Origin of the sequence: Candidatus Phytoplasma phoenicium (assembly GCF_001189415.1) — a bacterium.
GTDB lineage: Bacteria > Bacillota_I > Bacilli_A > Acholeplasmatales > Acholeplasmataceae > Phytoplasma > Phytoplasma phoenicium.
Genome location: NZ_JPSQ01000034.1, coordinates 1 through 11,013 on the forward strand (window position 1 = coordinate 1; position 11,013 = coordinate 11,013).

An 11,013-nucleotide genomic window follows, 5' to 3' on the forward strand; every position below is an offset into this window, starting at 1 on the left:
AATGATATTTAATTTTTGGAAAAATTTTTTCAATTCTTCAAATAAGTATTTAAAAAAAATTAAACCTAAGGCTTTACAAATAGAAAAATTAAATGATTTTTACTCGAAATTCAAAAATGAACAATTTATTGCAGAAACAGAAAAATTTAAACAAATGTATCGCAACGGAACTTCTTTAGATGAACTTTTAGTACCAGCTTTTGCTTTAGTTTGTGAAGCGTGTAAAAGAATTACTGGTTTAACTCCTTATCATGTCCAAATACTTGGAGCTATTGTTTTACATCAAGGACAAATTATAGAAATGAAAACGGGAGAAGGGAAAACTTTAACTTCTGTTTTGCCTGCTTACTTAAATGCTTTAAGCGAAAAAAGCGTCCATATTGTTACTGTGAATGAATATTTGGCGCAACGCGAAGCTCAGGGACAAATTGGAGATATTTTTCGTTTTTTAGGCATATCAGTTGGTTTAAATACTAAAGATAAGAATTTTCAAGAAAAAAAACAAGCTTATAGTTGTGACATTCTTTATTCTACCAATAGCGAATTAGGTTTTGATTATTTAAGAGATAATATGGCTACAGATATTAATGAAGTTTTAATGCAAAAAGAATATAAGTATGCTATCATAGATGAAGTTGATTCTATTTTAATTGATGAATCGCGTACTCCTTTAATTATTTCTAGTCGTGCTCAAAAAGGCAAAAAATTTTATCATGATGCTAATCGTTTTGCTAAAATCTTAAAAGAAAACAATTATATCATTGATTTAGAATCAAAAACTATTGAATTAACTGAAGAAGGTATTAAAAAAGGTGAAAAGTTTTTTCAAATAAAAAATTTATATAGTAATCATAATCGCCACTTACTTCACTTTATTAAAAACGCTTTAAAAGCTTGTTTCCTTATGGAAAAAAATAAAGATTATTTAGTAGATAAAAATCAAATTTTAATTATTGATAAATTTACAGGTAGAATTTTACAAGGTCGTCAATTTAGTGATGGTTTACAACAAGCTTTAGAAGCTAAAGAAGGTTGTAGTATTAAAGAAGAAACTGAAATTTCCGCTACAATTACTTATCAAAATTTTTTTCGTATTTATGAAAAATTATCTGGTATGACTGGAACAGCCAAAACTGAAGAAAAAGAATTTATTAGTATTTACAATACCAAAGTTATTGAAATTCCTACTCATAAATTAATGATTAGAGAAGATGCACCTGATTTTGTATTTACTACTATGCAGGCAAAATGGGAAGCTTTATTGAAAGAAGTTGAATATAGATATCAAAAACAACAACCAGTTTTAATTGGAACAGTAACTGTAGAAACATCAGAACACATTTCTCAAAAATTAAAAAAACAAAAAATTCCTCATTTTGTTTTAAATGCTAAAAATCATTTCAAAGAATCCGAAATTATTGCTAAAGCGGGTCATAAAGGTTCTATTACTATAGCTACAAATATGGCAGGTCGTGGGACAGATATTCGTTTAGGCGAAGGTGTTGTTGAGTTAGGTGGATTAGTGGTTTTAGGAACAGAAAGGCATGAATCTAGAAGAATTGACAATCAATTAAGAGGACGTGCAGGTCGCCAAGGAGATCCTGGTTTTTCAAGATTTTTTGTTTCAGGTGAAGATGATTTAGTCAAACGTTTTGGCGGAAATCAAATTCAAAGATTAATTATGTTATTGCAAAAAACACAAATAAATAATAATAACCCTACTTCTTCCAGAATTTTTACAAAATTTATTACTAATTTACAAAAAAAAATCGAATCTTTAAATTTTAGTTATCGTAAATTTATTTTACAATTTGATTCTGTATTAGGTTTTCAAAGAAACATCATTTATCAACAAAGAAAAGATATTTTAACATCAGATAAAATCGAAGATATTGTTTTTCCTCTAGTGATTAAAACTTTGCGTGCTAAAATAATTACTTTTATGAAACATCAAAATCATTTAAAAGAAGAAAAAGACTTTAATGATTTAATTTATTATTTAGAAAATTTATTCTTTCCTCCTAAAACATTTGTTATAAAAGAATTCAAAAACATTAATAATAATATTATGAATCGACAAGAAATATTACAATTAATAGAAAAAAAAGTCGAACATCTTAAGGAAGAACAAAAACAAAAATTCAACAAAAACCAAAAAAATCATTACAGTATTATTTTAAAATTAATTATGTTACGTAATATTGATACAAATTTTAAACGTCATATTGTAGATATGCATGTTTTAACCAAAAGTATTAATTTTGTTAGTTATGGTCAAAAAGATACTTTAATTACTTATCAGCAAGAAGGACAAAAGTTTTTTAATCAAATGATCGACAATATCTCTTTTGATATTACACGTTTGGTTTTAAAATTATCTCTTTTGGAAGAAGAATTTACCAAAATATTAAATTAAAATTAATTTTTTTAGATATTATCTCTCAAATAAAATATTGGCAATATATAAAAATATGATTGTCTATTTTTTGTCATAAGGATACAAAAATATGGAAAAATATGAATTTAATAAAATTTTAGAAAATTTAAAAATAATTTTGTCTAATTTAGCTCATAAAATTGATTTAAAAAAACAAAATAAGAAAATTACTCAATTAACTAAATCAATGGAAAAACCAGATTTTTGGAATGAAAATCCTAATATGACTGCTACTATGCGCACATTGCATCAAATACAAGCTCGCATTAATATGTTTAATGAATTTCAAAAAAGATTTCAAGATTTAGTTACAATGAATGAATTTACAGATGAAAAACATTCTGATTTTAATTTGTTAATTGAAGAATTACAAAATATCCAAAAAAATATTAAAAATTTTGAAATCGAAATTTTATTAAATCAACCTTATGATTCGAATAATGCTATTATAACTTTACATTCAGGTGCTGGTGGTACCGAATCACAAGATTGGTGTGAAATGTTATTTCGTATGTATCAAAAGTATGCTCAAAAAAAAAATTTTAAATCGAAAATTTTGTATATGCAAAAAGGAGAAGAAGCTGGATTAAAATCTATCAGTTTTACAATTGAAGGTTTGTATGCTTATGGTTATCTAAAATCTGAAATGGGAGTGCACCGATTAATACGTGTTTCTCCTTTTGATTCTAATGCTAAACGACATACTTCTTTTGCTTCTTGCGAAGTATTACCAGAAATTAATGAGAAAATTATAATTGATTTAAAAATTGAAGATTTAAAAATTGATGTTTTTCGTAGTAGCGGGGCAGGCGGCCAACATGTTAATACGACTGATTCTGCTGTGAGAGTTACTCATTTACCTACGAATATAGTTGTTAATTGTCAAAACGAAAGAAGTCAAATTAAAAATAGAGAAAAAGCTTTACATATTTTAAAAACTAAATTATGGCAATTAGAAGAAGATCGTAAAAAAGAAAATCAAAAAAATTTTACCAAAGGTCAAAAAGATATTAGCTGGGGATCTCAAATTCGGTCTTATATTTTTCATCCTTATCAAATGGTGAAAGATCACCGTACTAATTGTGAAGTATTTCAAATAAATTTAGTAATGGATGGTCATTTGGATGATTTAATTAATGCTTTTTTAATACAATCCATAAATCAATAAAAATAACGTGTATTTTGATAACAATAGGTTTTTTTTAAAATTAAAAACATTTTTGGTCATATACAATTAATTTATTAGTTGATAAAAATATATTGAGTAAAGTAAAGAAAATGACAGTTATGTTAAAATTAAATAAAGATAAACATTATTATTTCAACATTTGGCTGACTAAATGGTTTTGGATGATTTTTTATACATTACTTTTATCTTTAGGAGTTTATTTTTTTACTTTTGGATTTCAATTAGTGACTGGAGGGTTAGACGGTTTAACTGTCTTAACCATAGAAATTTTACAAAATTGTGGTCTGCCAAATGATTATATACCCCGAGTAGAATATTTATATGGATTTTACAATATTATTAGTTTAATAGCGGGATATAAGGTTTTTGGTAAAGATTTTTGTTATCATACTGGTATTTTATGTATCATCTTATGTTTAAGTGTTTCTTTTTTAAGTTGGCTTTTCGGCGACATTAGTATTGTAACCTGTTACCTCAGTCCTAATGATTATTTTAATTTAATTTTTGTTTCTATTGCAAGTGGTATCTTATTTGGTATTGCTTTAGGAAATATTCGTAAATATAAATATACCACTGGTGGAATGGATATTTTTCAAAAAATTTTAAAAGATATTTATGGTATAAATTTTATTTGGGTTGTTTTCATAACTGATGGAGTTTTAATATTGCTAACAGCAATCATTATTGCTACGAAGAATCATGATTTAATGCAATTTATTATTAGATTTTTTTGCTCTTATTTATCTTCTTTTATTATGAGTTGTATTATCGAAAAAATCGCTCCTGAAATTCAAAGTGTTAAATAACATTTAAATAATTTTTATTAATTTTTTGGCATAATTATTCTATAAATTAAAAATTTAAATTATTTTTTTGTTTTTATAAAAAAATATTTTAAAAAATAAATAAAAAAGCCCATAAACATGGGTTTGAATTTCTTTATACAAATTTTTTATTTAGATAAATATATAATTTATTAAAATATTTGAAAATTTTTATTTTATTTTTTTATTTAGAAAGGTTTCTTATGTATCACAATGGTTCGATTAAAATAGAATTAGCTAGTCCTAATTTATATGTTGGCAATCCTATGAAAAATGCTCAGAGTATTTTACAAATTTTAAATCAAAGTAAAGCTAGTTTTGTTTTATTTCCTGAATTATGTTTGAGTAATTATACAGCAGGAGATTTATTCTTTGATACAACTTTTTATCAGGAAATTTTAGAGGCTCTTGTGTTTATTATGAAATATAATGGTTTTCCTGGAGTATATTTGTTGGGGATGCCTTTTGTATTAGAGGAAATTATTTTTAATGTAGCTATAGTTATTCAAAAAGATAAAATTTTAGGCATTGTGCCTAAAAAAACTATTCCTAATTATAAAGAATTTAGTGAAAAAAGATGGTTTCAATCTGGTAAACATCTACCAACACAAATAATTGATTTTTTAGGACAAAAAGTTTCAATAGGGGACATTTTATTTATTAATTCTCAATTTGATATAATGTTTGGAGTAGAAATTTGTCAAGATTTATGGACTATAGAATCGCCTAGCGATTTATTAACTTTGAATGGCGCTCATCTTATTTTTAATTTATCTGCTTCTACTGAACATACTGGCAAAACTATATTACGTAAAATGGCTGTTTTAGATCATTCACGTAAACAAATAGGTGGTTATTTTTATACTAGTAGCGGCATTACTGAATTAAATGCTGATACTTTATTTTCAAATCATAAAATAGCTGCTGTTTTAGGAGAAATTATTGGAGAAAAAAATTTATCTTCTTCAGATGTGAGTTTAGTAGTTGATGTTTTTGTAGATACTATTAAGTATCAAAGAAGAATTGATACTACGTATAGCGATCAAAGAATAGGTAAAAAATTTAATTTTTTTAAATCTTTTTTTACATTAATAGAATCTAATGATTATATTTTTGAAAAACCTTTTGCTACTCAACCTTTTATTAATTTTAACTCTTCTTTATTAGAAGAATTAAAATTAGCTAATATTATTCAAGTTTCATCTTTAAAAAGTAAAATAAATCAATTAGAAGTTAATATAAAAATTATTTTACATATGACTGATCAATTAGATGTGTTTTTAACTCTTTTAGTGTTAATACAAAGTTGCGAACATACAACATATTTATCTCGTTTATTAATTGTAATCAATACTAACATGTTCCAAAATAAACTTTTGTTATCGCAACTTAAAAAATTTTTGGATCAAATGAATATTGTTTATATCCAAGAAGATAAGATAAAAAATCATATAAAACAAGAACACGCTCGCAATCAATTGCCTAAAATGATTTTGGAGAGTTATAATTTATCTGATATTGCTTTAGGTCAAATAACTTATCAAAGGTATTCAAGTGATTATGTTTATAATACTAATATAGGGATTTCACATACTTTTATGGTCGAATTAATAAAATTTCATTTTGACAATTCTACAATTTCATTAAATCAAGCCATAAAACAAATTTATTTGCAAAAAATAACCGAATTTTTAACCCAAAATATAATTATAGAAGATTTTATTTTATATCATCATTTAACGAATAATTTTACTCAAAACAAAATTGCTTCTTTGATCCATCAAACTTTTGATATAACCAAAACAAAAAGCTTGCAATTAGTTTCTTCATATATGCAACGTTTTTATCAAGCACAAAATAAGAGGCAATATATTTCATCTGGACCTAAAATTTTTGCTTATAGCCTTTCATATCGTACAGAATTAAAATTACCGATATTTATGAAGAATTAATAAATTCATAAAGGAAATATAAATAAAATTATGAAAAAAAAAGTTATTATCGGTTTATCTGGTGGAGTAGATAGTAGTGTGGCAGCTTTTTTGTTGAAAACACAAGGTTATGAAGTTGAAGGAGTTTTTATGCGTAATTGGGATAGTAGTTTGAATTATGATATTCAAGGAAATCCTTATTTAAAAGAAAATATTTGTCCGCAAGAACAAGATTTTCAAGATGCTTTACAAGTCGCACAACAATTAAATATTAAATGTCATAAAGTTGATTTTTCAGAAAAATATTGGGAACAAGTGTTCTCTGTTTTTTTAAAAAAATTACAACAAAATTTAACTCCGAATCCTGATGTTTTGTGTAATAATCGTATTAAATTTTCTACTTTTATCCAATATGCTCAACAATTTAAACCGGATTATATTGCGATGGGTCATTATGCTAAAATTGGTTATTATCAAAATAAACCTATTTTAATGAAAGCTGTTGATAAAAATAAAGATCAAACTTATTTTTTATCACAATTAAAACAACAACAACTAGAAAATGTTTTGTTTCCTTTAGGAGATATGACAAAAACAACAGTCCGAAAGATCGCTTTAAGAGAAAAATTCATTACAGCTAAAAAAAAAGATTCCACTGGGATTTGCTTTATTGGAGAAAGAAAATTTTTTAGTTTTTTAAACAATTATTTGCCAAAAAATAAAGGTTATATTGAAGATATGCAAGGTAATATATTGAAAGAACACGAAGGAGTTGTTAAATATACTATTGGTCAACGTAAAGGACTCAATTTAAAAGTAACAAAAATGAATCAAGCGCCTTGGTTTGTAGTGGGAAAAAATTTACAAACCAATACTCTTTATGTGGATCAAAGTTATGATAGTGATTATTTGTATAGTGACGCTGCTTTAATTGTAGATGTATCCTGGAGAAACAAAGATATTTTGCAAAATCATGGTAAAATAAGAATGAAAGCTAAATTTCGTTACCGCCAAATTGAACAAGAAGTCATATTACACTGGTTGACAAGTAATACTTTGAAAGTTGAATATCCACAAAAAATTAAATTAGTTACTCCAGGACAAATTTGTGCTTTTTATAAAGATGATGTTTGTTTCGGTGCAGGCGTTATTCAAGAAGTGTATTTACAAAATAAAAAAATGTTATATACTTAAATATTTTTTCTAAATTCTTTTAGAATCATTTTATGATTAAAAAGTATTAATGTAAGAAGTTAAAAGGTGTTGAGTATTTGATGGTGGAAAACAATAATAAAAAAATTCCATATAATCAAGAAGAATTTTTATATCAAGAATTAATGAAAAAAATTCATAAATACATTGATTGCCCAAATTTTTTAGATAGAATTCAACAAGCTTATATTTTAGCCAAACAAAAACATGCTAATCAAAAAAGAATTACAGGCGAAGATTTTATTATTCATCCTTTAAATATTGCTATTATTTTAGCTGAATTACAAAGTGAACCACATACTATTATGGCTGGGCTTTTGCACGATTCTTTAGAAGATACCGATTTAACTTTTGAGGAATTAAAACAACATATGGGTGAGGATGTAGCTTCTATTGTTGAAAAAACAACTAAATTAAATAAGATTGTTTTTAATAAAAATCAAGCTCAAATAGAAAATCAACAAAAAATGTTTTTAGCAATGGCCATGGATATTAGGGTGGTGTTAGTTAAAATTGCTGATCGTTTACATAATATGCAAACTTTACAAATCATGCATTTAGAAAAACAAATTAATATTTCCAACGAGACATTAGCTATTTATGTACCTTTAACACATCGGTTAGGATTATTCCAAATTAAGTCACAATTAGAAGATTTAGCTCTCCGTTATACGAACCCTCATGAATATTATCGTATTGCTCATTTGATCCGAAAAAAAACAAATGAAAAAGAAAAATCTATAGATTTTATTATTAAAAATATTGAACGTTTATTTTATAAAACAGGTATTCAAAATTTTCATATTAATGGACGTAGCAAGAATATTTACAGCACTTACAAAAAATTAAAACAAAGAAATGTTTTTTTTGAAGAAATTTTTGATTTATTAGCGATTCGTATTATTGTTGACAATATAGATGCATGTTATCAATGTTTAGGAATTATTCATGCTAATTATTCTCCTTTGCCTAATCGTTTTAAGGATTATATAGCTGTACCTAAAGCTAATTTATACCAATCTTTACATAACACTGTTTTATCCAAAGATGGCACTATTTTCGAAATTCAAATTAGAACGAAAGAAATGGACGACATCGCGGAAAAAGGAATTGCTTCACATTGGAGTTATAAAGAAAATAAAATTTATTCTAAAAAACATAAACAACTAGAAATTTTGCAAAAATTAAGATGGTTTAAAGAATTAATTAAACTTACTAAAGTCACTGAAAATAATTTTCTCACTCATTCGCACAATTTTGTTAATGCTATTAAAAACGATATTTTAAGTGAAAATGTATATGTGTTTACTCCTAAAAGAGAAGTTTTGGAATTACCTAAAGGTTCTACTCCGATTGATTTTGCTTTTCGTGTTCATTCCGATATTGGTTATCGGATGAACGCTGCTATTGTTAATTGTAAAATCACACCTTTAAGTTATCAATTACAAAATGGAGATATTATCTCTATTAGAACTACCAAAAATTGGTTTAATGTTAAAAAAGAATGGTTAAAAAATGTTCGAACTAGTTATGCAAAAAAAATCATTAAAAAATATTTAAATCAACATTCCAAAAAAAAATCTGATTTAATTCAAATGGGTAAAAAAATATTGGATAAAGAATTGCAACAACAAAAAATTGAATTCGTTGTTAAAACACATTTCATTGAAAATTATTTTCCACAATCAGAAATCCAAAATTTAAATGAACTTTATGAATATATTGGGAGTAAAAAAATTAATTGTCAAATTGTTGTCAAAAAAATAATTCATTTTAATAATAAACAGATTCAGAATAAGAATTCTGAACAAAAAACACTCGAAAAATATAAGCAAATTGTTCATGAAAATTCAATTGGAGTTTTTATTGAAGGTTTGACACAAACTAAATTAAAATTAGCTAATTGTTGTTTACCAGTTTTTGATGAAAAAATTATAGGTTTTATTTCAAAAGGTAAAGGGATTAGTATTCATAGAAATCAATGTATTAATATCCAAAATTATGATTGGAATAAAATGGTACCTGCTCGTTGGTATCCTAATAATAAACTGAAATATGCTTCTTTGATCTTTATAGTCGGTTATTATAACGCTACTCTTTTAGCAGATATCACTAATAAAACAAAAACAATGGGGATTAATGTTTTAAATTTAAAAATTTTAACACAAAAATTAACTCAAATAAATATTTGTTTAAAAGTTTTAGTAAACAATATTCAAGAAATAAATATGTTAATAGAAAATTTATCTAAGTTATTAAATATTTATAAAATTTATAGAGGTTTTAATTAAACAAATGAATATCAAAAAAATTAAAGGCACTAAGGATTTTCTTTTGAATGATATTTATAAATGGCAAATTATTGAAACTAAAATTAAAAATTTGTTTGAAAGTTATAATTATCAAGAAATTCGTACGCCTATTTTAGAATATAGTGATGTTTTTTATCATTCTGCACCATATTCTGATATGGTTTTAAAAGAAACTTTTCGTTTTGAAGATAAAAAAGGAAAGACCATAGTTTTAAGGCCTGAAGGAACTGCGCCTATAATTCGTAGTTATATAGAAAATAAACTAGATCGTTGGTCCAAACTAATTAAGTTTTATTATTATGGTCCTTTTTTTCGTTATGAAAGACCTCAAAAAGGCCGTTATCGTCAATTCCATCAAATAGGAGCAGAATTACTGAATGTTCGTAATAATTTATCTAAAATAGAAATATTATTATTAATACAAGATATTTTGTCTTTGTTACAATTAAATAAAGCCATCATTCAAATTAATCATTTAGGAGATTTAAAAACACGTCGTCAATTTTTAGATGTTTTTACTTCTTATTTACAACAAAACCAACATCATTTATGTCTTTTGTGTTTAAAACGTATGAAACAAAATATTTTAAGAATTTTTGATTGTAAAGAATGTTCTCAAAAAGATGTGATCAAAAAAGCTCCTTTAATTTTAGATTATTTAACTACCGAAAGTAAATTACAATTTGAATATATTTTAAATATTTTATCTCTTCACAAAGTCAATTTTAATATTGATCCTTATTTGGTGAGAGGGTTAGATTATTATACAGATTTTGTATTTGAAATTACTTTTTTATTAAAAGATCAAACTATGAATTTGGTTTTAGGAGGAGGAGGTTGTTATAACGATTTAGTCAATATTTTAGGTGGTGGTTTTAATAATAATCAAGGCATAGGATTTGCTTTAGGAATGGAACGTTTACTTATTGCTTTAGAAGATAATAGTTTTTTTGACCAATTAAACCCTTTACCATCTATAGATGTTTATATATTAGTCCTTCATGCAAAATGTTTTTCAACATCTTTGTTGTTGTTGCAACAATTAAGAAAAAATCAAATCAAAACCGAAATGAATTATGAGATTGATCATTTATTTAAAAATTTAAAA

The 11,013-nt window shown here is 25.1% G+C and carries 7 protein-coding genes; all 7 read left to right on the forward strand.

Annotated features, from left to right (window positions below; translation table 11 throughout):
• Window positions 1-4 precede the first annotated feature (4 nt).
• Window positions 5-2,416 (forward strand): preprotein translocase subunit SecA, encoded by a 2,412-nt coding sequence (secA, locus tag AlmWB_RS00925; protein ID WP_050337214.1) that lies wholly within the window; start codon window positions 5-7, stop codon window positions 2,414-2,416.
• 91 nt (window positions 2,417-2,507) lie between these two features.
• On the forward strand, window positions 2,508-3,605 hold the full coding sequence (gene prfB, locus AlmWB_RS00930) for a peptide chain release factor 2 (protein ID WP_050337204.1): 1,098 nt from the start codon (window positions 2,508-2,510) through the stop codon (window positions 3,603-3,605).
• 119 nt (window positions 3,606-3,724) lie between these two features.
• A complete protein-coding gene (locus AlmWB_RS00935) occupies window positions 3,725-4,432 on the forward strand; it encodes a YitT family protein (protein WP_192833067.1) in 708 nt (235 codons plus the stop codon).
• A 221-nt stretch (window positions 4,433-4,653) separates the two neighbouring features.
• Entirely contained in the window at window positions 4,654-6,402 is a 1,749-nt protein-coding gene (locus AlmWB_RS00940) for a nitrilase-related carbon-nitrogen hydrolase (RefSeq protein WP_050337207.1), read from the forward strand.
• Window positions 6,403-6,429: 27 nt separating this feature from the next.
• On the forward strand, window positions 6,430-7,575 hold the full coding sequence (gene mnmA / locus AlmWB_RS00945; protein WP_275043468.1) for a tRNA 2-thiouridine(34) synthase MnmA: 1,146 nt from the start codon (window positions 6,430-6,432) through the stop codon (window positions 7,573-7,575).
• 80 nt (window positions 7,576-7,655) lie between these two features.
• Window positions 7,656-9,884 (forward strand): RelA/SpoT family protein, encoded by a 2,229-nt coding sequence (locus tag AlmWB_RS00950; protein WP_050337210.1) that lies wholly within the window; start codon window positions 7,656-7,658, stop codon window positions 9,882-9,884.
• A gap of 4 nt (window positions 9,885-9,888) precedes the next feature.
• Window positions 9,889-11,013: histidine--tRNA ligase (hisS, locus tag AlmWB_RS00955; protein WP_050337212.1), on the forward strand; the 1,125-nt coding region annotated here is incomplete at its 3' end.

Bases quoted from the DNA above. Each gene is read 5' to 3' on its own strand.
- prfB (WP_050337204.1), top strand. From the start codon at position 2,508: ATGGAAAAATATGAATTTAATAAAATTTTAGAAAATTTAAAAATAATT.
- AlmWB_RS00935 (WP_192833067.1), top strand. From the start codon at position 3,725: ATGTTAAAATTAAATAAAGATAAACATTATTATTTCAACATTTGGCTG.
- AlmWB_RS00940 (WP_050337207.1), top strand. From the start codon at position 4,654: ATGTATCACAATGGTTCGATTAAAATAGAATTAGCTAGTCCTAATTTA.
- AlmWB_RS00950 (WP_050337210.1), top strand. From the start codon at position 7,656: ATGGTGGAAAACAATAATAAAAAAATTCCATATAATCAAGAAGAATTT.